Source organism: Reinekea sp. G2M2-21, from assembly GCF_015687175.1.
In the GTDB taxonomy this organism is placed as follows: Bacteria; Pseudomonadota; Gammaproteobacteria; order Pseudomonadales; family Natronospirillaceae; genus Reinekea.
The window spans coordinates 237,914-264,061 of record NZ_JADPQG010000005.1 but is presented as its reverse complement, the minus strand read 5'-3'; the positions used below and the strand labels follow the sequence as shown (position 1 = coordinate 264,061).

Here is a 26,148-nt window from a genome sequence, read left to right as displayed (position 1 = left end):
AAACGATCGTTTTAATTCAAATTAACCCCTGTTCGGAATCGCCTGACTGATATACTCGTGTTTTTTTGGCGCAGAGACATTTCATGAGTGACCAACACCCTTATGCACATTTAAGCCAGGACACGCTGATCGACTGGCTGGAGTCGCTTGGAATTGAATCGGATTACCGGATTTACCCACTGAACAGCTACGAGAATCGCGTTTATCGCGTTGGTGTTGAAGAAAGCAGCCCGTTAGTGGTTAAAATTTACCGTCCTGGCCGCTGGAATGAAGCACAGATTCGCGAAGAGTTGAGTTTTACCGCTGCCCTGGCGGAAGAAGACATTTCCGTGGTCCCGGCACTGACCATTCAGGGGGACGTGCTGCACGAACGGGACGGATTTTTCCTGGCGTGCTTCCCAATGCGAGCAGGCCATGCTTTTGAACTGGATGACCCAGACAAACTGTACCGGATCGGCCAGTTACTGGGACGGATGCACAGCTTTGGACAGGTGACGCCGTTTATTCATCGACCTCGCTTGTCGCTCCTGCAACCCGTTGAGGAATCACTGTCGTTCTTTGCCAGCAGCGAATTGATACCACCCGATATCAAAGACAACTACCTCGGCACCGTAGAAACCTTAAATAATTTATTAAAACCCTTTCAAGGATTACTGGACACGTGCCAGCAATTTCGTATTCACGGAGATTTCCACGCAGGCAACATACTGACCCGCGACGACACCATCCTGTTAGTCGATTTCGATGACACCGTGACCGGACCGGCCATGCAGGACATCTGGAAGCTATTGTCCGGGTCGGAACACGAACAGGCTCTGCAGATTAATGAGCTGGAGGAAGGCTACCAACAATTCAGGGACTTCCCCCGCACCGAACTGAAACTTGTGGAGGCATTGCGCACTTGCCATATGATTAAGCATGCACTGTGGATCGCCAAACGTTGGGAAGATCCCGCCTTTCCTCACGCCTTCCCCTGGTTTGGCTCTGCTCGTTATTGGAGTGAACACTTACTGGCGCTTCGCGAGCAATGGGGCACCTTGCAGGATATCGAAATTTAATGCGCTAACGCCGGTTAGTTCACCGAGGTAATGGTGTGATAAAGCTTTTCGGACAATTGTTTGAGCGCAACGGCCTCTTCGAGTGTCAGTTCGATCTGACAGGTCAATGCATCCGGAATGGATTCCGCCACCTCCGCTAATACTCGCCCGGCCTCGGTTACCGTCACTTCTTTCTGTCGGGAGTCATCGGCCGATTTTACCAAGTCGATCAGCCCTTTCGATTGCAAGCGCTTCAGAATCGGGGTTAGCGTTCCGGCATCGAACCGGGTTCGTTCGACCAGATTCTTAATCATGACCTGATCTTCCTGCCACAGTGCTAACATCACTAAGTACTGTGGGTATGTCAAATCGACCTTTTCGAGCAATGGACGATATACCCGGATCAACGCATTGGTTGCAGAATACAGGGAATGGCAGATTTGATTTTCCAATTTCAGGTTATTACGCGACATAACGACTCACTCAACACAGGAGAAATATTTTGCGCACAAACTATTGACGTGTCAATTCATATCACGCATTATTTTGCGCACAAACTATTTAGCAAACATGAAAAAAGGATCCTCTCTAATGACAATCACCCTAATAATTATTGCCCTGTTTCTCGCCATTAATTTCGGGCGTATCTACTTTCAGAACGCGCAGGTACCACAACTTGGCGTGAATAATGGTCAATTAGCTCCCATCAGCAAGAAGCCCAACAATGTATCCACACAAACGGAAGATGCCGAGAAGAAAGTGCCGACACTGCCATTCAAGGCGACACATGAAGCCACAATGAACGCCATTAAAGCCGCAGTAGCGGGCTATGGCGGCGGCAAGATTCAACAGGAAACCAACGATTATCTCTATGTTGTGTTCACAACGTCGCTCATGAAATATCACGACGATGTTGAGTTCTGGCTGGACACCGAAAACAAAGAAGTCCACTTCCGCTCATCAAGCCGTGCCGGATACTCGGATATGGGTCTGAACCGTAAGCGCTGGGAAGCCTTGGCTGAACTATATCGCGCGCAATAGGTCTCACCCTTATTCAGTCACATTCGTTCAGACAGAGAGCACAATGAAAAAATTTGATTTAATCGTTATCGGTTCTGGTGCTGCGGGCCTGACCGCCGCCTTCACCGCGTTAGGCTTTGGTAAGAAAGTCTTGATTGTGGAAAAACACAAACCCGGGGGTGAGTGTACCTGGTCCGGCTGTGTCCCCAGCAAAGGGCTGATCAATCGCGCGAAGGATGTCCATATTGCGCGCAAATTTGCCGACTTTACCATCGACAGCGAACAGATTATGAAAGATGTCCGCGCCGTTAGTGAAGGTATTTACGAACATGAAACCCCCGAGGTTTTGGAAAAAGCCGGAGCGGTATTCGTACAGGGGGAAGCAACATTCGTTTCTGGGCACGTCATTCAGGTTGGTAACGATCAGTATCAGGGCAAGCGCATCATGATTGCGACTGGCTCGTCACCGATGGTTCCGCCTATTCCTGGCTTGGATACCGTCCCTTACTTAACCAATGACAATTTCTTTGAACAGGTCACCCTGCCAAAATCGATCATCGTGTTGGGGGCTGGTGCCATTGGTATGGAACTGTCTCAGGCAATGAACCGCTTAGGTGTCGACGTCACGGTCGTCGAAATGATGCCGGAAGTGATGTTTCGCGAAGAACCCGAGTTTGCCGCGATTATCCGGGAAAAACTCTCGTCCGAGGGCGTGATATTCCACATTGGAACCAAAGCAGTGGGCGTTGAGAAAACCGATCAGGGCATACGCCTGCTGACCGAAAAAGGGGATGATCATCGCAGCATTGAAGCAGAAACTCTGCTCGTTGCGTTAGGTCGGTCGCCGAATATCGGCGGTTTAAACCTGAATGCCGTTGGCATTGCGACAGAACGCGGCATCACAGTTGACGCCCATCTGCAAACCACGGTCAAAGGCGTGTACGCCTGTGGTGACGTCGCCGGACCTTACCTGTTAAGTCACATGGCCAACTTCCAGGCAAAAATTGCGACCATGAATGCGCTGTTACCGATCAAGCGCAAAGCAAACTATCAACATGTGGCATGGTCCACCTTCACCGACCCTGAGTTTGCGCGCGCCGGTTTAACCGAAGCCGAAGCCCGTGAACAATTTGGCGACAGCATTCGTGTTTATCACTATGACATGGCTGAAAAACTGGATCGCGCTAAGACCAAAGCCGGTGATATGGGTCGGATTAAATTGATTACCAGCAGCCGAGGTAAGGTACTGGGTGCGCACATTATTGGTGAGCGCGCCGGCGAACTTATCGCTGAAGTTCAGGTGATGAAAACGTTAGGGCTTAATTTTGCTAAACTTCAGGGCGTTATTCACCCCTACCCTACCTACGCCGATGCATTGCGACAAATCGCGCAACAGGTGTTTCTCGACAATCTGTTACAGCACCCGGTGGTTAAGTTTTTCAGGGGTCTTGGTGGTAAGAAAGAATCGTCAGCTAAAACGGCATAAAACCCAGCGGGTTAACTTCCATCGCATAAAAAATGCCAGCACAACGTTGGCATTTTTTACGGCTCGTATCATCTATACGATCGGTCAGTACTGGAACTTCGCTATGAGTTGCCTTACCTGACTGGTCAATTGATCAATGGTCTTGATATCGTCGTTAATCTGTTTGGTTTGTTTCGCATTCATTTCAGACAGATCCGAAATACGCACCACGTTGGCATTCATGTCTTCGGCAACATGAGACTGCTCTTGAGCGTTGGTGGCAATCTGATGATTCATATTGGAGATTGTCGATATGCTGTCGAGAATGCTCAGCAAACTGCCTTCAATATTTTTAATCGATTCCGCATTGGACTCGACACTGTCCTGCCCCTGCGCAATATTCGACGCCGCCGTTTCGGACATGGATTGCAGTGCTTTGATCACATCCACAATCTCTTGGGTCGATTGCCCGGTTCGTGTCGCCAGACTGCGGACTTCATCGGCAACCACGGCAAAGCCTCTGCCTTGTTCTCCTGCCCGTGCTGCTTCAATCGCCGCATTCAGCGCCAGCAAATTGGTTTGCTCTGCGATGCCTTGAATCACATCGATAACCGACGAAATAGACGCTGTTTTTTCTTTAAGCTCCAGCATCTGGCCTGAAATACCACTCATTTTCTGTTGCAAATCTTTAGAACTTGAAACAGTTTTACCGACCAGATCGCGTGCGATATCGGCTTGATCGGATGCCTCTTTGGCTTGCGATGAGGTTTCTTCCGCATTTTGCGCAACCTCACGCACCGTGGCGGCCATCTCGGTCATGGCAGTGGCCACCTGTTGCGTTTCGTCAGAGGTCTGAATCGCCCGCTCCTGAAACTGCGCACCGCTTTCGCGGAAACGACTACTCAGGTCCGCCAAGGTATTCATCATGGTTGCTAACTGACTGATGGTACTGCTCAGCGTGGTGGCAAGTTCATTGAAGTAACGGGCGATTTCACCAAATTCATCGTCAGTTGAATCATTGGCTTTGGTGGTTAAATCACCATCACTGATCTTCCGGAAAGACAATTGCAAGCTGCTTAAGCCAAGGCTCAGCTTACGCGTGAGGATTAAGCCAAAGACCGTAGCCAGAGCAATGATAACGACACTCGCGCCCACCAACATGCGAACAATGTTGGCAATAACACGATTGATTTTCATCGTCGTTTGATCGATCAGATATTGAATAATCTCGTTAGCGTCTTGCTCCATTCCTTCCAGGCCGGCAACAGCTTTGACAAACTCACTGGACGGTGAATCTCCTGATTTTAACTTGCCCGCCGAATCGATGACGGCCAGAAGTCCTTTGGATATTCGAGCCAGACCGGCTTCCAACACCTTATTACCCAAAAATGGGCTATCCGCGGCTATGGTGCCAAAGGTAACCACCCTAGGGCGCAACGGCTTACTGATGGCTGCAACTTTCTGGAAATCTCCCTGATAGACATTGCTCACCACTTCAAGTGTTTTGTACCGCATATCATTATAATTCTGGACACCGGGTATCAACGAAACCGGGATAATACTGCCTGCCTTGTTGACTACAGACGCAGCTAAATAACCACCCACTGCGACCACGACCAACATCAGTACCATGCCACCCAAAGTCAAACTGACTTGTGTTCTAATTTTCATAGCTACTTCTCCAAAGAGCCATCGTATTCACTGTGGAAAGAAACTTCTGAATTAAAATAACCGGTTCCGTGAATGTCTCTTATGCTTTTCTAGCCCGTGCGACACGAGAGTTCGCACGAACCAATTGTTCTACTCTATTGTTATCGACCTCTAGCACTGGTTTCTTAGCGTTTTAACCGTGACTACTCACGTCTGACAATCCGAACAACGATAGAGTTAACCGCGACGTTGCACTGTCGTGTGCATTTCAGCCGCCAGATCCTGAATTTTCTGCGCTTGTGACGCCAATTGCTGCTGACTTTCGATGAGTTGCGCGGCAGCGGTACTTTGTTCGGTGCTAATGTTGGCCAGTTCCGCAGACGATGAGGTCATGTCTTTAACATCCTGATTTTGCTTCACAATCTGCTGGGCGACGTCGCTGATGGATGCATTGATCGCCTGCACAGCAGAAACGACTAAAAGCAATTTTTCACGAGCCATATTGACGACCGATACACCTTTTGAGACCCCGTCGACCGACCGGGCTAACAGCACACGAATTTCATCCGCCGACACATTCGAGCGTTGGGACAAGCTGCGAACTTCGTCGGCCACCACCGCGAATCCCCTTCCCGCTTCGCCAGCGCGAGCGGCTTCGATGGCGGCGTTTAAGGCCAGAAGATTCGTTTGTTCGGCAATGCCGTTAATCATTGCCGTGGCTGACTCGATAGCGTCATTGTTAGCTTTGATCTGATCAATTGAACTGACCACTTCTGCCATGGCTTCACTACTTTCCTGAGTTAATTGACTGGCTGATTTGGCTTCAGAGGATATCTGAGCCACAAGCTGACTGCCTGAATTCAAGGACTCCGAAACCTCACCTAAATGCGTATTAAAAAAATTGGAAGATGACTGTAACTCAATGGATTTTTCCGAAATCTGCTCGCTGTTGGTCGCGACTCTTGCCTGCAAGTGATTCAGCTCTTTAGACGTTTCCAATAAAATGGACACGCCTTCTTCGGTTTGCCCGATCAACCGTTGCATTTGCTCGGCACTCTGACTTAATTCCTGTGCGGATAGTACGGCTTTTTGCTGCGAATCCCTCGTTTGCTTAAGAGACTTCAATCGCAAATGACTGCCATACAATTGCGTCGCTGCCACCAGAATAGTCGGTAAAATATATCCAGAGTAGGTATCTACCTTAAGTTCTTGCTCGCTAAAATCGACGTAGCTCTGCTCAAGACCCGGTGTAAAATGTCTGACCAACAATACAGCGGTGTAAACGACGATCACAGCCGTCCACGCCAGGTTTGTCAGCGTATTGCCAACCAGATAGACCACCACCAGATCCACCATCAGCCACAGGATATGCTGTGACTCGATGCCACCGGTCTGAAAAATCATATTCAGCGAATGAACAAACACGCCGAGCAACATCACCTGAATGGCCACGTTCAGGTTGACGCCGAACTTGACCAGAAATGCACATAAAACTGAGGCAGCACCGGTAAAAAATGAGGTAGCAACCAAGCTAGCGGAGCCAATTTCGCTCCATTTCAGAGAGCTGTATAACCAAACAAACAAACCGACAATCGTATAGAACAAAACGATAACCAGACGATCGTCATCATCCGAATGGTCATGAGCAACAGCATTTGGGGAAAAGAAACGATAATACGCGCGTAATGGATTCATAAGGACTGCCTTTCTTCATCATCTCTGAAGTATAGGCAGCAAAGCGAAAAACTTTAGTGCTGAATCATTTTTATTTTACGTCGCTATAGGTTAGCCGCGGACTAGCCGAACACGGAAACTGCGCCCTTTAAGCTTACCCTGTTCGATTTTTTTCAGTGCCCTTTTTGCCACCGAACGGGATACCGCAAAATAGGCGCTTTGATCAAAAATGCTAATTTTGCCGACTTCGGTGGCTACCAACGGATCCGGCCCACCGGTCAACGCGCCGAGAATATCGCCAGGCCGTACTTTCTGCTTTTTTCCGCCGTCGATCTGCAATGTCACCATTGCAGGCACCAGGAGTGGTTCGTCGAGAAACGAATCCGCCGGTCGGGGTACCGGGTCTGCAATCGGGTCAATGTTTAACGGCAAACGAGCTATTTTGTGCGCTTCGCGTTCGGTATAGAACGATATCGCCAAACCTTTACTGCCCGCTCTGCCGGTTCGACCTACCCGGTGAGTATGCACTTCCGGATCTTTTGAAATATGAAAGTTGATGACGGCGTCCAAATCCGTAATGTCCAGACCTCGAGCCGCGACGTCGGTTGCCACCAATATCGACGCACTTTTATTGGCAAAACGAACCAGAGTCAGGTCACGCTGACGTTGTTCCATATCGCCATGCAATGGCAACGCACTGTAGCCCTGCTCCGTTAGCCAGTCCGCGACTTCATCTGTCTCACGCTTAGTATTACAGAAGACCAACGTGGCGGTCGGCCGAAACTTCGCTAAGGTTAACCGCAACATCTGTAAGCGATCCTGATGATCACTCACTTCATAAAATATCTGCTCAATGGAGTGATTATCGTGCTGTTCTTCAATGCGTATCATGGTTGGGTTCGACATCACCCGCTCTGCCATTTGCTGAATTTCAGCCGGGTAAGTTGCACTGAACAGGAGCGTCTGGCGTTGTTTAGGGACCTCAGCCAGAATAGCATCCAGAGTCTCCTGAAAGCCCATATCCAACATTCGGTCGGCTTCGTCCAGCACCAGAAGGTTCACGTCGTTTAATTTCAGGCTACCCTTGCGAACATGCTCTTCTACTCGACCAGGGGTGCCGACTATAACATGGGCACCGTGTTCTAAGGAGCCAATCTGGGGTCCAAACGGCATACCACCACAGAGCGTCAGAATTTTGATATTGTGAATGGTTCTGGCCAGTCGGCGCAGATCTTTGGCCACCTGATCGGCCAGTTCGCGGGTTGGGCAAAGGACCAGCGATTGAATCCGGAAGCGGTCGGCGTCCAGTTTCTGCAACAACCCCAAACCAAAGGCGGCCGTTTTACCAGAACCGGTTTTGGCCTGTGCAATAAGATCAGCACCGGCTAACGCAACGGGCAGCGACTGAGCCTGCACGGGAGTCATTTCAGTAAACTGCAGTGAGTCGAGATTCTCCAGCAACGCGGGTTTTAACGACAGATTTCGGAAAGATTTCGAGTTCACAGTGCATCCTGATTGGTTAATAGGCTAAAAGTGGCGCCATTCTACGGTTTAGGCGGAACATTACAAATGAACCTAAGTGCTAGCCCGGAAATTTCACTATATCGCTTAACATAACGCTGCAACTCAGAGCTGAGTATGGCATTCAGCGTCATAGGCTTCGGTAACACTTTGCGACCGTACATTGCTGAGCGAGTCTATGAAAAAATTGCCGTTACATTTTGCTCGCTTGCCCTTGAACCCAAGAATACTGGGGCTTGGCGGACAAACGAACAAACTTTTTAGGCTAATTTTCCACAGCTCTCGACCTATAGGGCTAGTAGGCGTTCGTCAGTCGCATGCGCTGACCAAAAATATCCAGTGCAGCCACCCGATACGCTTCGGCCATGGTCGGGAAGTTAAAAACATTATCGATAAACACATCAATCGGGTTCTGATTCAATGAAGCCAACTGACCAATATGGATTAACTCACTCGAACCTTCGCCAACGATTTGAATACCCAGCAACTGACGCCCAGCTGCATCGCTGACCATTTTCAGGAATCCGTCACGATGACCGGAGATCTGGCCGCGCACGATCTCCCGGAAATTTGCGCGCCCCACAATCACCGAACGGTGATGCTGCAGCGCTTCCGCTTCGGTTAAACCGACCGTGGCAATTTCAGGAATGGCATAGACCGCCGTGGGAATCAATTCACTGCCGCCCACGGTTGGGATACGAAAAGCATTGCACATGGCTCGTCGCCCTTGTTCCATCGCAGTGGATGCAAGCGCAGGCGGACCGATCACATCACCCGCAGCAAAAATATTGCTCACGGACGTTTGCAACAGGTCGTTCACTTTAATAAAGCCATCGTCCGTCAACTCGATACCGACTCCGGCCAAACCGAGATGAGCGACATTGGCTTTCCGCACGGGTGCCGCCATTAGCTTCTCAGTCTTCACGGTCTGCCCATCATCCAATTCCATGACCACATTGCCTTTGCCATCCCAATGCGCTGAGAGGACGGACACATTCCCAACCCAGCGACCGCCGGCGGATTCGAATGAGGTTTTCAGATGTTCGCGGACTTCCTGATCCATCCCGGGCAGTGGCAGGCTTTCGTTGTCGATCAAGGTGACCTTCACCCCCAATGTCTGCAGTATGGTCGCGAATTCACAGGCATGCATATCTGCGCCCGCCACCGCCAAGCTTTGAGGTAAGTAGCGCATCGCCAGGACCGAGTCCGTATCGAAGATGTGTTCATGATCCACCACTATGGATTCGGACTCACTCGGTACCGATCCCGTTGCCAGCAGAATGACCCGTGCCTGAATGTCCACTGCGTTGCCCTGAACCCGTTGTACATGAACTTCATAGCGACTGGTTAAGGTTGCACGTCCGGGCATCCGTGAAATCAGATTGCGATCAGTTTGTGACTTAATCGTTTGGTCATGAACCTGAATGATTTTTTCGACATGGTTGACCAAAACCGACATCTCCAGTGCCGCCACATTCAAATGATTAAACAAGGCTGAATTTTGCTGCAAATGTAAAAGTCGCATGGCATTTTCCCGCAATGTTTTACTGGGGATCGTGCCTTGGTTAATCGACCGGCCACCCGGTTCGGGTTCCTGTTCAATGATGCAGACTTTTTGTCCCGCTTTGGCGGCTTGCACCGCTGCCTTTTGGCCCGCCGGCCCACTGCCAATAATGACAACATCAAAATGCATCATAATCAGGTAACCTCATTTTCGGGTAGTGATGGAATCTCATAGGTACTTCTGCCTGTCCCTGTTTGAGTCTAGCCCGAATTCAAACGCTGCTGCGAGTTTTTCAACATGTCCGGTGCGACCCTGACAGAGATCGCACCGGCATGGATTAGGTTAGGTTGACTTTACCTCAGGACCGCATTGAGTTTATCGAGTTCGTCCTGCCACAGTTGCTGTTTGGCCGGTTTCTGAAATTTTGGTTTACGAGCCATATCATCCGCTAACCACTGCTCCAGCTGACAGATTCGCTCCAGAATCCGTTCTTCATCCTGTTCGTTTATCGTCCCTGACGTCTCGGCGCCCCGGTCTGTATTCTTTTTGTTAAGGGCAGCTGGAGCCGTTAGAGTGTCTTGTGTCAACGACTGAAAGTACGCATCCGAATCGTGTAATTCGGTTAAGGAGCCGTTGTGTATCCACCAGAAACGCGTCGCAATGTTCTGAATAAAACGCTGGTCATGTGAGGTAAACAGCAATGAGATGCCCGGCTTCACCAAATCTATTTCCAGTTCTTCTTTGCCCTGCAAATCAATATGGTTTGTGGGCTCATCCATGATTAATAAGTTCGGTTGATCCAGCTGGAAGGTCAGTAACAGAATCCGCGCCCGCTCCCCACCGCTCAAGACATTCACACGGCGGTCATGCTCCAGAAACGGAAAACCCCACTGAATCAATGTTTGTTTGATATCTTCTTCGCTGGCGCGGCAGCGGGTACGAACCCAGTCTGCGATCCCGGTTTCCTGATCAAATGCTGACAACTCCTGATCAAAATAGCCAATGCGGGCATTGGGATTAAAGCGGGTGCTGGTTTGGCTGCCGGTTTCAGCCTGGTAAGCACGCATTAAGGCTTCAATGCAGCTTGATTTACCACTGCCATTTACCCCCAATAAGGCAATGCGATCTCCCGGCCTAAAGTTCAGTTCTTCGATATGAAACAACGACTGCCCATCTGGGCGACAAATAGTCTCATTCTCGAAAATGAAGACCTGTTTTGCTTTCAAAAATTCCGCGTCCACCTTTAGCGAAAGCCCTGAACCATGCGTCACAAAGGTTTTGCTTTGCTCCAGTTTATCAATACGTTTTTCCATAGATTTGGCCTTGCGAGCCAAATCTTCGTTGTCATACACCTTGCCCCAGATCGCCAACCGTTTGGCACTGACTTTCAGTCCTGCGATTTCCTTTTCCTCAGCCTGACGGGTTTTAAATGCGGCTTCATCTTGGGCCGACAGAGCTTCTTTCGCTTGCGTATATGGCAGGTTAAATGCGTAACCACGCTCATCGCGCAACCACAGGGTACGCTGGGTCACGCTGTCTAACAGATCCCGGTCATGGGATATCATCAGAAACGCCGGCACGTCGGGTTGACTTAAATACCTTTTCAGGAAAAACATCGCTTTGCTGTCCATATGGTTGCCCGGTTCATCGAGTAACAATAACTCCGGTTCCTGAATGATGGCGCGCGCAAACAAGACTAGGTTCTTTTGCCCCCCGCTCAACGTATTTAATGGCCGTTGTACTGTATCGGCATAGAATCCCAGCTGCTGTAACAGGGTTTCAACCTGATAGGCCCGTACCGGTTGTTCCGGTTCCGGGATTTTTTCCAATACTGCGGCCACAGCAGGAACATCTTCCAGCGATGGAGCCAGGAACTGCTCGACCAGTCCTATTTTCAGACCCCGTTGAATGTGCAGCTGACCCGCATCTATGGGCAACTCGCGAAGCAACAGCTTTAACAGCGTCGATTTCCCACAGCCGTTGTGACCGACCAGACCAATCCGGTCTCCGGGTTCAATTGAAAAAGACAAACCATCGAACAGCGCCTTGCTGCCAGCTTGAAAAGACAGTTCTATAGCAGAAATTAAAGACATACATCACCTATGCGCAAAATCTAAATACAAGACTGCACAGATGAGCACTGAAAGAATCAGGAAATATTTGGGCCTGTTTAAACTAATTCAGCGAAATCTGTGCGTTAACGACAAATTTGCGCTGACTGCGGGTCTCCAAGATGAAATGCGAAATCGAATCCGCATTTATATGCAATTGCTTGCATCAGGAGCCTCCTATGTGAGTGAATGGTGCTCTGCAGTCTACACAACCTTATCTAAATTTCAACGCAGGGGCAGCATGACCGGGCTTGACCGAAACGGCTACATCGTCAATGACATCTCATTGAGCAACGTTCAACCTGAATTTCAGCCAGCCTTTAAACTGGTAATAGATCGATTCCTGCATCAGTTCGGCAACCTGACGCACAGCCTTTACCTGTACGGCAGTGTTGGGCGTGGTACTGCAGTGCCTTACATTTCGGACCTCGACATCAGTGTCATATTGCATCAAGCGCCGCGAGCGGATGGTCTGCTAAAAATGACCGATTTAGGAACAGCACTGCAACAGCTGAATCCGATTTTCAGTAAAGTGGAATTCGACGTTGGAGACTACGACGCGGTAATGCGCCGCAATGACTTTGAGTGGCGTTTTTGGTTGAAACACTGTTGTACCCATGTTGCGGGCGATGATTTACGTGCAAATATTGTACGTTATCGACCCGCGATGCACATTGGTCTGGCCATCAACCAGGATGTTGAAACTCGCTACCGCACGGCCATGTCACAGTTATCCACTCAGTGGGATCATTCTGTCGCAAAGACTCTCGCCAAAAAGTTAATACGTTGCGATTACGCTCTGCTGGCCGAAAAAGATCGCAGCTGGCATGTTGAGCTAGGGCAACTCTGAATAATTGCTATCTACCTCAGCGGGAGAAGAAATGCGCAAAATTCGAGGAAAGTTCTGCAGACAATATTCATTATCTTGGCAAAGGACTTAACAACGAAATTTGCCATTTCAGCCCCGCCCTTCGGGTCCTTCAGATCGATGACCGAGCTTTGTTGTGTGTTTTGAAAAGGACTCGCCATTCCCTGCAACACACGCCTCGCTCATCCGTCGATCTGATAGGACTGAGGTGATTTGAATTAATCAGAGTTGCCCTAGACTTCATGGTGAACACCATCCAGCGATACATAGCTGCGCCAGACGCAACCCAGATTCTGAAGCTGGTCCAAACAACCAACCTGCCCACTCAAGTTGGCATTGAGAGCATGCAACGCTATGGCCAAGAGGTCATCCAGCGATACAAACGTGCGGTAATCGCCTACACTTAAGTGCACTACTTACTAAGCACTGTACATTGGACGTCAGCCATGAAAAAAATTAAAAACGAAAAAGAACTGGTGAAGAAAGCGATTGAAATGGGAGTCAAGTATGGAGAGGATCGCGGCGTCGTTGAATTCGAAGCGACCGATTCACAGGCCCTGAAAATAGAATATATTTACCGCCTGTTGTGCCACGACAAGGTCATACAGCCGTTAGCCGAAGAACAGGTTTCGCAGCAGGCGATGCGTCACCGTCTGGCGATATGGGCATCCAAAGCTTGATGTCGTTAGTCAGAAGGATTCCCTATGACAGGTAAATCAAGCCGCATGTCATGCCAGCTCAATCCACCATAGTTGGCTGAAGACTCGCCGATCACCTGATAGCCAAAACTTTCATAGAACGGTATTAAATGCGCCTGGCAGACAAGATGAATGCTCTGTTTGCGCATGTCCTGCATACGCCGAATGAAGTCACTCATTAATTGGCTGGCATAGCCACGCCGTTGAAAGTCCGGATGCACAGCAACCGACATAATGACCACGTGTGGACCGTTTTCATCGTGACCAACCAATTCTTTAAAGGCTGAATCAGACAGCTGCACTTCGAATGTCGCACCGCCGTTAATAAAACCGACGACGATTCCACCGACCTCCATCACAATAAATCCGGCTGGATACCGCTGTATGCGTACTGCTATCTTCTCTTGGGTTGCCGCTTCATCTCCTGCGTAAGCAGTGCGTTCTATGAGGTGGCAACGCTCCAGGTCCTGAATCTGTACCGTTCGAATCATTTCTTAACCTTTAATAACGGGTTGCTGATTGGACAATTATTGTTACCTAAGTGGATTGCCTTGTACCGGTCAAAAAAACTTCTTTCAAGCTATCGAGCGTAAACCAATACTACGATGTAAGAACAACCTAACATGGATAGCCTAAACATCAGGCTTCTCAAGGAAGCCAACCATTAGGTTCACATGGGTGATCGGCCGGAATCTCATAATCTGCTGACAATTGGGGGACCGAGACCATTGAATCGGTATCGTATCCAAGGTCCTGCCAGTCAGAAAAATTGTAACTTCCACCCTTTTCGCCAAAATTTGAGGATGAGAAATAATGAAACTGGATCTGACTGTCAGGCGCAAAAAAACAATTGTCATTCGAGGTTAAATAAACACCCTCATCATATTGTTCATCACTGCCATAAGGCCAGATAGAGTAAATAGAATTCTCCAGTATGTTATTTGTCACCTTGACGTACTTCGCGCCTAAGCCGGTCGCGCCCATATAACTGCCATCGTTGCTACCAGACCTCAAGTAGATTCCAGAATGGACAAAGGTATTATTATGAATGGAAACATCCTGTGTAAAAGGCGGTGTCGAACCATCCTCCTGATGTATCAAGACACCGTCATTAGAGGTAAACAAATTATTGAAAATTTCCGTTCTGTTCTGGTTCGTACTGACACCATGCCCTGATAAATCCTCAAAACGATTGTCGTAAATTTTAGTGAACCCGCCATTCAACACGGCTGACTCACCATGCTTGTAATAAATGCCACTACCTGCCCCATAAAACCTGTTATTTCGAACGGTAACGTCTTTCGCTCTATAAAATTTAATATAGGAACCAAGCTGATTAGTCACCGGTTTGGGGATGTAGTCATGAAATACAGAGTTTTCGACAATAACTTGCTCATAGCTATGAACGTACAAAAAACCGGAATCATCAAAGTAGGCGATATCTCTAAACTCCATATTATTCAAACGAATATCCGTCTGAGGTATATCCCATCCCACTCGCATGCCTTTACTGAAGCACTTTTCCACAATCATGTGTTCGAAAACAACATGAGAAACGCCATCAACCAATATGCACTCTCTTGCCAAATCCCCTCGAATTACGACTTGCTCATCTTGATACCCGGCTATCGTGACAGGGTCCTCCCGAGTCGGCTGTGGATCTGTAAAATGAACGTATTTGTTAATATTGATGATGTATTCAGCACCATTTTGAACTGAATATTCGCTATAGACACCTTGAAACAGGAAGAGATAGTCACCAGCCGATAATTTTGGTATGAGTGCATTTACCGATCCGGGGGAACCGTAGTCACCATTTCCGGCACCACCTGGCTCAGCATACCAGCACCTGGCAGGAGCCTGTGCAGGACAAGATTCAACTCTGTTTTTGATGACAGCACCGCTGTTGTCGACTCCGCCCTCGGAAGTCGCTTTTCCGCTGTCAAATAAAGCGTTTGTATCACAACCCGAGAGCAATCCAGCAGCGAAAATGCATATGGGAACTATGACTATCTTCATGACATACCCTAATTTGATCGATATCGATGCTGGAAGCTTATAGGATGTAGGACATTTGAATTGTGATTGACTTCAACATTATTGTAGCTCACAAACGGTCACTGCTGCGGAAACAAAAAAAGCCCGCTTAACGCGGGCTTCGATTTCAGGCTAGAGAACCTTAGGCTTTTGCTTTACCTTTTTTAGCAGGCTTATCTGCTTTCGGCTCAGAGATTGCCGCAGCAATCTGTTCGCGCTCGTAGACTTCAACGTAAGCCCGACCGTAGTAAGAGTCGATCAGGATTTGTTTCAGTTCGCTGATCAACGGGTAACGAGGGTTGGCACCGGTACACTGATCGTCGAACGCTTCTTCGGCTAATTTATCAACTTTAGCCAGGAAGTCAGCTTCATTGACACCTGCCGCTTGAATCGACAACGGAATATCCAGCTGCTGTTTCAATTCGTCTAACCATTCCAGCATGGCTTCAACACGATCTACCGTGTGTTCTTGATTAAAGCCAAGGTGTGCCGCAACTTCACCATAACGACGCAGCGCATTCGGACGGTCGTACTGTGAGAACGCTGCTTGTTTAGTCGGCAGGTTCGTCGCGTTAAACCGAATGGTGTTGGTCAACAACAGCGCGTTCGCCAAACCGTGTGGTAAGTGGAACTCAGCACCCAGTTTGTGCGCCATTGAGTGACAAATACCCAAGAAGGCGTTGGCGAATGAAATACCCGCAATGGTTGCCGCGTTGTGAACCTTTTCACGAGCCACTGGATCGTGCGAACCGTTCTTGTAAGAGCTTGGCAGGTACTCTTTCAACAATTTCAGCGCCTGCAGAGCTTGGCCGTCTGAGTATTCATTGGCCAACACAGAGACATAGGCTTCCATTGCGTGAGTGACTGCGTCATAACCACCGAACGCGGTCAAACCTTTCGGCATATTCATCACCAGGTTGGCATCGACTACGGCCATATTTGGTGTCAGTTCATAGTCGGCCAATGGGTATTTCTGACCAGTGGCGTCGTCGGTGACCACGGCAAAAGGAGTCACTTCAGAACCCGTACCAGATGTGGTTGTGATGGCAACCATTTCCGCTTTTTTACCCATTTTCGGGAACTTGTAGATACGCTTACGGATATCCATAAAGCGCAAAGCCAAGTCTTCGAAGGCCACTTCAGGGTGTTCGTACATGACCCACATGATCTTCGCGGCGTCCATTGGAGAACCACCACCCAAGGCAATAATAACGTCTGGCTGGAAGGACTTCAAGACTTCCGCACCTTTACGAACCAGGCTCAGAGTTGGGTCGGCTTCTACTTCGTAGAAAATCTCAACTTCCATGCCTTTTTCGCGCAGGAGGCTGCGCAATTCGTCAACGTGAGTCGTGTTGTTGAACAGGTATTTGTCAGTGACAATACAAGCGCGCTTCTTACCCACCAGATCGTCCATGGCAATCGCCATGGCACCACGACGGAAGTAAATTGATTTTGGAAGTTTATGCCACAACATGTTTTCAGCCCTTTTCGCAACGGTCTTCTTGTTGATCAAATGCTTAGGACCCACGTTTTCAGAGATGGAGTTACCACCCCAAGAGCCACAGCCCAATGTCAATGAAGGCGCCAAGGCAAAGTTGTACAGGTCACCGATACCACCATGAGAGGTAGGCATGTTCAACAGAATACGCGCGGTCTTCATTTTGTCGCCAAAATAACGGATACGATCTTTGTTTTCATCCTGATCGGTGTACAGACAAGAGGTATGACCGATACCACCCATCTCAACCATGACAACCGCCTTCTCAACCGCATCTTCAAAGGTGCTGGCCCGGAACATACCCAGAGTCGGTGACAGTTTTTCGTGAGCGAACTCTTCCGCTTCATTCAGTTCATCACCTTCACCGATCAACACCTTGGTGTATGGAGGAACTTTGACACCCGCCATTTCTGCAATTTTGATCGCAGACTGGCCAACGATATTGGCGTTCAACGCACCGTTGATCAGCAAGACTTTACGTACTTTGTCTGCTTCGGCTTTAGACAGAATGTAGCCACCGTAGTTAGAGAAACGCTCTTTTACCGCGTCGTACACTTCATCCATTACAATCACAGCTTGTTCTGACGCACAGACAACACCGTTGTCGAAAGTCTTAGACATCAGAATGGATGATACCGCACGTTTGATATCCGCCGTTTCGTCAATCACCACCGGTGTATTACCAGCACCCACACCAATCGCCGGCTTACCGGAAGAATATGCGGCTTTTACCATGCCCGGACCACCCGTGGCCAGAATCAGGTTGATGTCTGCGTGCTTCATCAACGCGTTGGATAACTCGACAGACGGCTTATCTATATAACCGATAATGTCGCGTGGGGCTCCCGCAGCAACAGCTGCATCCAGCACCAGTTTCGCGGCATAGCAAGTTGCCTTACACGCGCGAGGGTGTGGTGAGAAGATGATACCGTTACGGGTTTTCAATGAGATCAACGCTTTGAAAATAGCGGTTGAAGTCGGGTTAGTGGTTGGAACAATCCCGCAAATGATACCAGTCGGTTCTGCAATGGTGATGGTACCGAACTCTTCATCTTCTTCGATGATGCCGCAGGTTTTTTCATCTTTGTACTTGTTATAAATGTACTCAGATGCAAAGTGGTTTTTAATCACTTTGTCTTCGACAACACCCATGCCGGACTCTTCAGCGGCCATTTTTGCAAGTGGAATACGAGCGTCAGCAGCAGCCAGCGCAGCAGCACGAAAGATTTTATCAACCTGTTCCTGCGTGAAGCTTGCGTATTGTTTCTGTGCGGCTTTAACTCGGGCGACTAAGGCGTCCAACTGCTCAAGAGCAGGGTTTGCTTGGTTAGTCATGGTAGTACCTCCAGTATTTAGAAAAAGGTTCGGTTCAATATAGGTTAAAGTGTTGGACCTGTGCATAAACCGATGATGAAATTTGAAGGATATTCTTATGGGAAAAACAGCGTTCAAATTGCGTCGATCTGTACCAACTCTGAGGTACGGAGGAAAGTGTAAGAAAATTACGAAACCGAAAGTTGACTTATATCACTTTGGCAATAGTTTAGATCCCCCTAATATTAAAAATCCCAGCAGCGATAGGGGCTACAAAGGAAAAAACACATAAATAATATTGATTCTTATTCCATTTCAGACTGTAACATTACTAAAATATTTAACGATTACTACCAGATTTTCGGCGTAGGCAAAAAGTCACACCCATCAGGGTGACTGACGACACTGGCGTCACGCTAAACATCCGTTAATAGTACGTTCAGCTAGTGCCTGCTATTACTGTGCAACCTAGTTGGCGATCGCGTAGCCAACTCCTATGCGTTTTGGTCAAGACATAGAATCTACGGATGACCGCTCGACATGCATTGCAAGGCCCCACCATCTGAGTTTTTTACAGGGAGATACAACATGAAACGCAGTACGGCATTCCAATGTGCCACCATCGTCGTTTGCACCGGCATTTTACAGCTGGCCTATGCTGATGACTTTCAGACGACCGTCCAAGCCAGCAGTGAGCACGAAAGCGGGGAAGAAGCCTGTGTTCAGGCTTACGAGCAAGCGCAAGCAGAAGCGATCGAACAGATTCAGGAACACTTTGATCTCGATGACACCACCAATATCAGGATCAAATTGGTCAGTGAAAAAGAAACCAAGACAGCCCGCCCCGATCAGAAGACCATCTGTGTATTTGAAGGTCGTTGGCAGGGGGAAACGGTCCAGGCACCTCAGTCTTTGATCGGAACTGAGCAATACATTGATGGCCAATACAGCGGAAGCTGCCTGGGCACCAGCAATGGTGACATTTGCTGGCAACGGATTATCCGTCAGGCTGAAGAAGACTTATACGCACAGCTGTCCCGCACTCATGCAAACATGCCGTCCTTAGGTCTTCAGTATGTCGATTTTGAAGGACGTCAACGCGATGAATACCGACAGAAGCGATTAGAAATGACAGCAGATGGTCGGTTTTATTTTGAAGTCACCGATGCCTCGCAAAATACCGACGCCTATATCAGTATTACCCGCAAAAACAGTACGCAGGTACCACCAAAAAACAGCGAAACGCCGCCAGCGCCGGTGAAACCGGAACCTAAAGCAGAGCCCAGCAAGCCTGATTTAATTGACGTAACCCTTTTCTACACCTGGGATGGCAACGACAGCGCCTTACACAACGATTTAGCCATCAGTTCCGATCGTTGGGGCATTGGCCTGTGGGCCAATAACCGTATCGGCTTTGCCGCTTTTAAAGGGTCAGACCGCTTGGGCATCGGTGCCGAAAATGGACTGGTTAAAAACGCCTCTGGTCGCTATGAAACCACCGGCGTTGGTATGGGTTACCGGCTGTGGAAGAACCGGGGCATCACGTTGGAAAACATGCTTTATTACGTTGACGCACAGCCCTACCAAGCGCTGGTCGCGCCAGACTGCGACAGTTGCGACGCGACACAATTCCGCTCCGACAATTACCTGCAGGCCACCGTGAACCTGAAAACCAATTCTCAGGGCATTAATGTTGGCTGGATGTTCACCTGGAAGATTCTTGAAAACGAGGCCAACCTCGATACGTTGTCGTCAGGTTTTTATCTTGAGCTTCAACTGTAGAAATTCCTCCCTCAGGGTTAACCGCCCTGAGGTTTTTCAGATTTACCTCCTTCAACGAACCCCGTACTATGCCTGCCTTTATCAGTTATAGAGTCGGGTTTATGACGAACGAGCGCAAAGCCCTGCTGTTTGCGTTAACAGCGGTATTACTTTGGTCTACCGTAGCAACCGCATTTAAAGTTGCGCTGCAGTACCACAGCGTGTTGAGCTTACTGACTGGCGCCAGTCTGACCTCGTTAATCACCTTTTCCGTCGTATTGCTGGCAAAAGGCCGCTTTCGGCAGTCAATACGCGCCTTGCCGGGTAACTGGAGAAACGCTCTACTTTTGGGTGCCGTGAATCCAGTCATCTATTATCTGGTTTTATTTGCAGCTTACGACCGACTCCCGGCACAAGTCGCGCAACCGGTAAACTATACTTGGGCCATTACCCTGGCATTACTGAGTGTCCCAATTCTCAAGCACCGCCTCAATCGTTTTGACTTAATCGGGTTATTGTTGGGCTACGCCGGTGTCACTGTCATTTCACTCGCGGGTAAAAATGTCACTGGCGAGCTGGATTTTTTTGGCTTGTTTCTAGCCCTGCTCTCGACTTTTTTATGGGCTGGATTCTGGTTACTGAACACCCGTAACGCCCTTGATCCCCTGACCAGTCTGTTTCATAACTTTCTAATCGCCACACCGATTTTAATCTTCGCGTTAATCTGGACAGACGCTGCGCCAGCGTTAAGCTGGCCCGCAGTAACCAGTGTGGCTTACGTCGGTCTGTTTGAAATGGGTATCACGTTTATTTTCTGGCAGCAAGCACTGCGCTTGACCAACAATGCCGCTCGCATCGGCACCTTGATTTTTCTGTCCCCGTTTATCAGCTTGTTTTTAATCAGCCTGGTTTTGAAGGAGCCTTTGCAACTGCAAACATTTTTCGGATTGGGGTTGATCATCGCTGGCGTCTGGTTGTCGCAACGGCGCTCCGCGTCTACGCTTGATTAATCAACATGGCTTCCGGGAACAACCATGCGCCACATCCTCCATATCATTCCCCTGCTGTTTTTCTGCGCTTGCAGTAGCCAAAGCACGGTCGATACATCGTCGGCGCAGGTCGATTTAGCCGCGTCACGAAACGTGACTCTGTCGTCGAACCAGGCGGTCGATATGACCGCTGAAATTGTCCTAATCTCCGATTTGGCAACACAGGCAGATCGTTACCGCTTCGACGTTCAATATCGGTCGTCACTTAATATTGAAAGCTTCGCCCTGACGTTGACGCCCGGACGCTACCAGATTGGTGCGGTCTGTACCGCTCGAAATTTTTATCAACGCTTGACTGGCTTGATACGCCTCGAACAACTTCAGAATGGAATTTGGTGGGCGAGATTCAGCACAGCGACCGGCAGTACTGCCCTGCTCCCGGTCACGGTCATTGACGTACAACTCAGCGCCGGAGACACACTGAGCCCAGTCAACCTTCAGGCTGTGAGCAGCAAAGAATGTGAAGTGATATACGGAATGCAAACCATGAATGGGACTCCCCTAAATCTGATGCCGGCCGAATTCCGCAAAAAATACAGCAAAAAAATTCGTTTACTCAATTAGTGTCCTGAGTCTGAAGTTCGTATCGTTTCAGAGCTCATGGGAAGCGCTAGTACAAGGCGCTCTTCGTAGAGAATATCGAGATCTTTTCAAGAAGAGCAACGCCGTAATAGTGTTTTTCATGAGCTCCCTTCGGGCGCGTCATTCAAGCTCTCTAGCGTTGTTCTGCCTCTTGCCAATGGAATAACCATTGACTGAGAGACACGCCTAGCTATTGAACTTGAATGGCACGCTGAATTCATGCGAACTTCTGACTGAGGACACTAGCATCACACTCAACTCACGAAGTCTCTAATAGATTGCGGTCAGAAATCACAATGCCGGTTTCGTCAGCGAACAGCCACATACCTGGGCATACCTCGACGCCGCCCATGTCAATAGCGATCCCTAACTCACCCACCCCTTTTCGAGTAGACTTCACAGGTATGGCGTTCAGCGCCCGGACTCCAAAATCCATCACCTGAAGCTCATGGACATCGCGACAACAACCATGAATCACAATACCTGCCCAACCCTGTTTAATGGCATCGGCCGCAATCAGGTCACCAATCAACGCTTTCCGCAAAGAACCGCCGCCGTCAACGACCAACACCTTGCCGTTACCCGGGGTCGCCAAAACCTCTTTTACCCGTGAATTATCTTCAAAGCATTTGACGGTTTCGACTTCACCAAAAAAGGATTTCCTGCCCCCATAGTTATGATACATTGGCGCCAGTACCCGCACCTGATCAGGGTATTCATCGCAAAGATCGGGTGTATTCCACATATATGTTCTCCAATCGTGTTTTTTTCATCATGACATATTCTCTATTACTAGACACATCAAGATTAACAATTGTCGGCATCAACGAAATTCATATTTCGCAGCTGGTGACCTACTTCCGTCAGAACCAGGCACATTTGCAACAGGGGGGTGGCAACGTCCCCACCAACAACCGGGAAATCCGCGCGGTTTACGACAACTGGTTACACAATATCCGCCAAGATACCGAAGTCCGGTTTTTCCTGATGTTGGAGCAACGCATTATCGGCATTGTCGGCATCAGTAATATCGTTCGTGGTGCCTTTCAGGCTGCGTATCTTGGCTACAACATGGCCGAAGATTTTCAGGGTAAAGGCTATATGACAGAAGCGTTGCATGACATCGTCGAGTTTGCTTTTAGTGCACTCAACCTGCATCGGTTGATGGCCAATTACCGACCGGAAAATACAGCCAGTGGCCGTGTGCTGGAAAAACTCGGTTTTGTCAAAGAAGGGTTGGCGAAGGATTATCTAATGGTGGCTGGTCAGTGGGCAGACCATATTCTGACTTCTAAAACCAATCCGCAGTGGACAGCACGTTAACTCCACCACTCGCCCGGAAACATCCAGGCTAGTGGCTTAACCGTCGGCCTATTGAACGACCGAGTACCACTGAAAATTCAACAGGCATTTCATGTCTCTGAGAAAAGTATCACACACGCAGCCTCGGTTATCGTTTAAAATCAAGCCAACTTTGAATTGTTGCCAACGTTGTCTCTAGGCGGAGTCAATGACGCTTCCTGAGCCAAATTTCGCTGGCCATATTCACAACCTCATTCAAAAAGGACTTATATGACTTACCCTATGCCGGCACTCATCGGTCACCGCGGTTTACCCAGTGCTGCGCCGGAAAATACACGTGCGAGCATTAAAGCCGCTGCCGAAAACGGTATCTCCTGGATCGAAATCGATGTGACGATGGCGGGAGACGGCTCACTCGTCATCATGCACGACCCAACGTTGAAATTGTTTGGCCTACCGGATGTGGCGTTGGTTAATGTGGATAAAAGCTATTTACAAACCGTCGACGCTGGGGGTTGGTTTCACGCCGACTTTGCCGGTGAACCCTTACTGTTTCTGGATCAATTACTGGAATTGGTGATTCAATACAATTTGGGTTTGAATCTTGAAATAAAAATCAACCCGGATATGGAAACTGCCGAACAGGTCAATGCTGTCTGTGATGTGCTGTCGTTTTTCAACATCCCACACGAACAACTGCTCATTTCCAGCTTCGATTTATCCGCCCTGGCATTGGTTCGGCAACGGTCGCGTAGCCTGCAAATCGGTGTACTTTGCGAAGTCATTCCAGAGACGGTGTTTGAGGATGTCGCCACCATCCGCCCGGTGTCCATTCATTGCGATCAATCGAAATTAACCGCCGCACTGGCACGAAGGATTACGGCGCAATACCCTCTGTATTGCTATACCGTAAACGACACAGTAACCTTTGAAAAACTGCTCGACTGGGGTGTCAATGGCGTTTTCTGTGACCGTGCACAAGCGCCGGAAATGCGCAACCTGGTACCCCGTTAAAACTTGAATTGGCCGGATTTATCTTCCAACGATTGAGTCGATTCATTTAGGCGCAGCATCGCATCTGACATCTGGCTGGCCTTTTCGGCAATGCCAGCCAGCAGCTCTGAAATCCGGGTCACTGAGGAATCGATCGCGGCCGTGGCTTCGGTTTGTTCCTGGGTTGACTGAGAAATCTGTGCGTTCATCTGCTGTATGTTTTGCATCGATGTCAGCAACTGCACTATGAAATCAAAAGCAGAATCTGAATTCTGCTGAGCGGAAACCGCACTGCCATTCGCGTTTTCAACCGCTTCAACGGTGGTTGACACTTCTTTGGCAAACTGCTCCACCATAACTTTGATTTCGGCCGTACTCTGATCCGTCCGTTGCGCGAGCGTACGCACTTCATCGGCAACCACCGCAAACCCTCTGCCCTGCTCTCCGGCTCTCGCAGCTTCAATAGCGGCATTCAGCGCCAATAGATTTGTCTGCTCTGAAATGCCCTGAATGACGTCGACAACCGCGTAAATTTTTTCAGTCTGTACCACTAACTGCGACAACCGCGCACTGGCGTCCGCCAACTTCGCGTTCAGTTCAGTGATGCGCTCACTGCTTTGCCCAAGCTGCTGTTGGCTCTGTTGACACAGCTGAGTGCCATCGTTAGCAGCATCCGCAGCGCTGCTGGTGATGTCATTAATCCCCAAGACCGTCGCCGTCATTTCGTTGATGGCAGTCGCGACAGAATCGACTTCCACATTCAGGTTCGATAGCGCATCACGAACCTGTCGATTGTTTCCGGTTTGCACATCGGTTTCACCTGAAATAACACTGGCGCCGGTGCGTACTTCCTCCACCATGACCCGAAAACTGGCCAGCATGGAATTCACACTCGACGCTATACTACCGATATCATCGTGTCGTGAGTCGTCAGCCTGTAATGTTAAGTCAGACTGTTGATCAATGTCTTCGATTTTTCGTTTCAGTCGATACAGCGGATTGACAATCGACCGACTGAGCAACATACCAACCAATACCGACACAACACTGATCACGACCAAGACCAGAATGACTTGACGCTGCCGTGACTGAACTTCCACCACAGTACGCTGATTACTGGTAGAGACCTGCTGAACCGACTGACTCATCGCCTGCCCGGAAGCTTCCACAGCGGCGACAGAGGCCTCCAAAGAAGCCAGACTTTCGTTAACCAGCGTCCCGGCGTCGACAACCACTTCATCGGTAACGAACAATAACACCTCCAGCATGGAGGTCATGGAAATGACGTTGTTTTGAGTAGCAGACACCAGGCTGCGTCCGCGTTGGTCATCGTCATTACGGAACGCTTCAATCGCCTTCCCAACATTGCTGCTAAAGTCGTCCAAATCGACCAGAAAAAGATCGATGGCGTCAGCCAGTTCTTCGTCCACACCTTGAATGGCCTCAACGGCAGCGATCAGATTTTTCTCGGCGTCGTTGCCATTACGGGTGTCATTGTCAGACAACGAGGATGTCGAGGCCAACCGCCAGAACAAAAACTGTGGGTATATTTGATAGACCTCGAACACCGCTTTTTGCAGTTCCAAGGCATTGGCCTGTTGTTGAATCGCCTCTTGCTGCGCAATCAATTCCGCGCGTTGTTCTTCAAATGTCTGTGTCTGTTCCGCCAGCGTTGCTTGCTGTTGATCGACTACCTTTTGCTGCTGGCTCATTAATTCGGCGACAAAGTTCAGGCCCAATAGCAAAATGGTAAACCCGATTATGGTAAGGCCAACCTGAAGCAACACCATAAGCTGGGTCCGCCACCGGACCGACAAATGTTTCAGCTGGATCTTTTCCCACATAACAGACTCCTGGCAGATCTTCAGCGTGGTGAGTGTATAGCCATAAACAGAATGACAGTTATGCCAACAGAAGTTCAGTATAGCCCCCTGTAAGACAATCTGGTGCGGAGCTGTCTGCATGCAATTGAATACCAAACCCGGCTGTGCGTGACCATCCATGTTTTTTGGTTCTGTAACACCCTATAGCGACCAAGGTTTGAAAAACTGAAGCACCGGGTAC

General features: G+C 49.0%; 22 protein-coding genes. 10 read left to right on the top strand and 12 right to left on the bottom strand.

Translation table 11 applies throughout. The features are described 5' to 3' along the window. Positions 1-83 precede the first annotated feature (83 nt). Entirely contained in the window at positions 84-1,058 is a 975-nt protein-coding gene (locus tag IYN85_RS18390) for a serine/threonine protein kinase (protein WP_196160396.1), read from the top strand. Between the two features lie 14 nt (positions 1,059-1,072). Here IYN85_RS18390 and IYN85_RS18385 read toward each other — a convergent pair whose 3' ends face one another. Further along, positions 1,073-1,510 (bottom strand): MarR family winged helix-turn-helix transcriptional regulator, encoded by a 438-nt coding sequence (locus IYN85_RS18385; protein WP_196160395.1) that lies wholly within the window; start codon positions 1,508-1,510, stop codon positions 1,073-1,075. A gap of 118 nt (positions 1,511-1,628) precedes the next feature. On the opposite strand from IYN85_RS18385, the gene IYN85_RS18380 reads away from it, so the two are divergent. Together IYN85_RS18380 and IYN85_RS18375 are read left to right on the top strand one after the other, a co-directional pair. After that, positions 1,629-2,078 carry a DUF1499 domain-containing protein gene (locus tag IYN85_RS18380; protein ID WP_196160394.1) on the top strand — a complete coding sequence of 150 codons (450 nt, stop codon included), beginning with the start codon at positions 1,629-1,631 and terminating at the stop codon, positions 2,076-2,078. A 43-nt stretch (positions 2,079-2,121) separates the two neighbouring features. Beyond that, positions 2,122-3,543, top strand: a complete 1,422-nt coding sequence (locus IYN85_RS18375; RefSeq protein WP_196160393.1) for an NAD(P)/FAD-dependent oxidoreductase — start codon at positions 2,122-2,124, stop codon at positions 3,541-3,543. Between the two features lie 84 nt (positions 3,544-3,627). Here the strand turns inward: IYN85_RS18375 and IYN85_RS18370 are convergent, their stop codons facing one another. The 5 genes from IYN85_RS18370 to IYN85_RS18350 all read right to left on the bottom strand — a co-directional run bounded on the left by IYN85_RS18370 (position 3,628) and on the right by IYN85_RS18350 (position 11,964). Continuing rightward, positions 3,628-5,193 carry a methyl-accepting chemotaxis protein gene (locus IYN85_RS18370; RefSeq protein ID WP_196160392.1) on the bottom strand — a complete coding sequence of 522 codons (1,566 nt, stop codon included), beginning with the start codon at positions 5,191-5,193 and terminating at the stop codon, positions 3,628-3,630. Between the two features lie 216 nt (positions 5,194-5,409). After that, positions 5,410-6,867 carry a methyl-accepting chemotaxis protein gene (locus IYN85_RS18365; RefSeq protein WP_196160391.1) on the bottom strand — a complete coding sequence of 486 codons (1,458 nt, stop codon included), beginning with the start codon at positions 6,865-6,867 and terminating at the stop codon, positions 5,410-5,412. Between the two features lie 90 nt (positions 6,868-6,957). Then, positions 6,958-8,349 (bottom strand): ATP-dependent RNA helicase DbpA, encoded by a 1,392-nt coding sequence (gene dbpA / locus IYN85_RS18360; protein ID WP_196160390.1) that lies wholly within the window; start codon positions 8,347-8,349, stop codon positions 6,958-6,960. Positions 8,350-8,662: 313 nt separating this feature from the next. Then, a complete protein-coding gene (gene sthA, locus IYN85_RS18355) occupies positions 8,663-10,063 on the bottom strand; it encodes a Si-specific NAD(P)(+) transhydrogenase (RefSeq protein ID WP_196160389.1) in 1,401 nt (466 codons plus the stop codon). Between the two features lie 161 nt (positions 10,064-10,224). After that, positions 10,225-11,964: an ABC-F family ATP-binding cassette domain-containing protein gene (locus IYN85_RS18350; protein WP_196160388.1), complete on the bottom strand. Its 1,740-nt coding sequence runs from the start codon at positions 11,962-11,964 to the stop codon at positions 10,225-10,227. Between the two features lie 199 nt (positions 11,965-12,163). Between IYN85_RS18350 and IYN85_RS18345 the strand changes: the two genes are divergently transcribed. Then, a complete protein-coding gene (locus tag IYN85_RS18345) occupies positions 12,164-12,832 on the top strand; it encodes a nucleotidyltransferase domain-containing protein (RefSeq protein ID WP_196160387.1) in 669 nt (222 codons plus the stop codon). A 251-nt stretch (positions 12,833-13,083) separates the two neighbouring features. On the opposite strand, the gene IYN85_RS18340 is transcribed toward IYN85_RS18345, so the two are convergent. Then, positions 13,084-13,263 carry a hypothetical protein gene (locus IYN85_RS18340; protein ID WP_196160386.1) on the bottom strand — a complete coding sequence of 60 codons (180 nt, stop codon included), beginning with the start codon at positions 13,261-13,263 and terminating at the stop codon, positions 13,084-13,086. Positions 13,264-13,296: 33 nt separating this feature from the next. On the opposite strand from IYN85_RS18340, the gene IYN85_RS18335 reads away from it, so the two are divergent. Then, positions 13,297-13,530: a DUF5062 family protein gene (locus IYN85_RS18335; protein WP_196160385.1), complete on the top strand. Its 234-nt coding sequence runs from the start codon at positions 13,297-13,299 to the stop codon at positions 13,528-13,530. A gap of 5 nt (positions 13,531-13,535) precedes the next feature. Here the strand turns inward: IYN85_RS18335 and IYN85_RS18330 are convergent, their stop codons facing one another. From IYN85_RS18330 to adhE, 3 genes are all read right to left on the bottom strand, one after another. Further along, complete coding sequence (locus tag IYN85_RS18330) at positions 13,536-14,039, bottom strand: GNAT family N-acetyltransferase (RefSeq protein ID WP_196160384.1); 504 nt, start codon at positions 14,037-14,039, stop codon at positions 13,536-13,538. Between the two features lie 157 nt (positions 14,040-14,196). Next, positions 14,197-15,567, bottom strand: coding sequence for a right-handed parallel beta-helix repeat-containing protein (locus IYN85_RS18325; RefSeq protein WP_196160383.1), 1,371 nt, complete (start codon positions 15,565-15,567; stop codon positions 14,197-14,199). Between the two features lie 160 nt (positions 15,568-15,727). Beyond that, positions 15,728-18,418 (bottom strand): bifunctional acetaldehyde-CoA/alcohol dehydrogenase, encoded by a 2,691-nt coding sequence (gene adhE, locus IYN85_RS18320; RefSeq protein WP_196160382.1) that lies wholly within the window; start codon positions 18,416-18,418, stop codon positions 15,728-15,730. A 567-nt stretch (positions 18,419-18,985) separates the two neighbouring features. On the opposite strand from adhE, the gene IYN85_RS18315 reads away from it, so the two are divergent. The 3 genes from IYN85_RS18315 (at position 18,986) to IYN85_RS18305 (ending at position 21,771) form a co-directional block, all read left to right on the top strand. Then, positions 18,986-20,179, top strand: coding sequence for a hypothetical protein (locus IYN85_RS18315; RefSeq protein WP_196160381.1), 1,194 nt, complete (start codon positions 18,986-18,988; stop codon positions 20,177-20,179). A 101-nt stretch (positions 20,180-20,280) separates the two neighbouring features. Then, positions 20,281-21,168 carry a DMT family transporter gene (locus IYN85_RS18310; RefSeq protein ID WP_196160380.1) on the top strand — a complete coding sequence of 296 codons (888 nt, stop codon included), beginning with the start codon at positions 20,281-20,283 and terminating at the stop codon, positions 21,166-21,168. Between the two features lie 24 nt (positions 21,169-21,192). After that, entirely contained in the window at positions 21,193-21,771 is a 579-nt protein-coding gene (locus tag IYN85_RS18305) for a hypothetical protein (protein ID WP_196160379.1), read from the top strand. 277 nt (positions 21,772-22,048) lie between these two features. On the opposite strand, the gene rraA is transcribed toward IYN85_RS18305, so the two are convergent. Next, entirely contained in the window at positions 22,049-22,534 is a 486-nt protein-coding gene (gene rraA / locus IYN85_RS18300; RefSeq protein ID WP_196160378.1) for a ribonuclease E activity regulator RraA, read from the bottom strand. A 29-nt stretch (positions 22,535-22,563) separates the two neighbouring features. Here rraA and IYN85_RS18295 point away from each other — a divergent pair, with 29 nt between their 5' ends. Beyond that, positions 22,564-23,112 (top strand): GNAT family N-acetyltransferase, encoded by a 549-nt coding sequence (locus IYN85_RS18295; RefSeq protein ID WP_196160377.1) that lies wholly within the window; start codon positions 22,564-22,566, stop codon positions 23,110-23,112. 249 nt (positions 23,113-23,361) lie between these two features. Then, positions 23,362-24,105 (top strand): glycerophosphodiester phosphodiesterase family protein, encoded by a 744-nt coding sequence (locus tag IYN85_RS18290; RefSeq protein ID WP_196160376.1) that lies wholly within the window; start codon positions 23,362-23,364, stop codon positions 24,103-24,105. Here IYN85_RS18290 and IYN85_RS18285 read toward each other — a convergent pair. After that, positions 24,102-25,928: a methyl-accepting chemotaxis protein gene (locus tag IYN85_RS18285; protein WP_196160375.1), complete on the bottom strand. Its 1,827-nt coding sequence runs from the start codon at positions 25,926-25,928 to the stop codon at positions 24,102-24,104. The genes IYN85_RS18290 and IYN85_RS18285 overlap by 4 nt on opposite strands. Between the last annotated feature and the right edge of the window lie 220 nt (positions 25,929-26,148).